We start from the raw sequence: 422 nt of genomic DNA, 5'->3' as shown, positions 1-422 counted from the left end.
GCGTCCATTCAAGAGATTGCCCAGCAGGTCAATCGCACGATGGAAATTGTCGACAAGGCAACAAGTTCGGCTCAGTCAACAAACCATCAGGTATCCGGACTGGCAGAGGCCGCACAGAAAATCGGAGACGTCGTCAACTTGATTTCCGACATTGCAGGCCAAACAAACCTGCTCGCGCTCAATGCCACCATTGAGGCTGCAAGAGCTGGTGAAGCTGGTCGGGGCTTCGCTGTTGTTGCTTCTGAAGTCAAACAGCTGGCCGAACAGACTGCAAAGGCGACCGAGGAAATCAGTTTGCAAATCTCCGGCATTCAAACATCAACAAATGAAGCTGCAACGGCCATTGACGAGATCGCAACGACAATGGAAGAGGTGAACAGCTTCACCACGAACATTGCATCTGCTGTCGAAGAGCAAGATGC

At 51.7% G+C, this 422-nt stretch carries 1 protein-coding gene; it reads left to right on the top strand.

Going from position 1 to position 422, the window contains the following annotated elements:
• Nucleotides 1-422, top strand: a 422-nt coding sequence (locus Q0835_RS30165; protein WP_298967195.1) for a methyl-accepting chemotaxis protein, incomplete at both ends; no start/stop codon positions are given.

Origin of the sequence: uncultured Roseibium sp. (assembly GCF_947499295.1) — a bacterium.
GTDB lineage: Bacteria > Pseudomonadota > Alphaproteobacteria > Rhizobiales > Stappiaceae > Roseibium.
The sequence above is the reverse complement of the archived record's forward strand: the minus strand, read 5'-3'. Positions and strand labels throughout refer to the sequence as shown.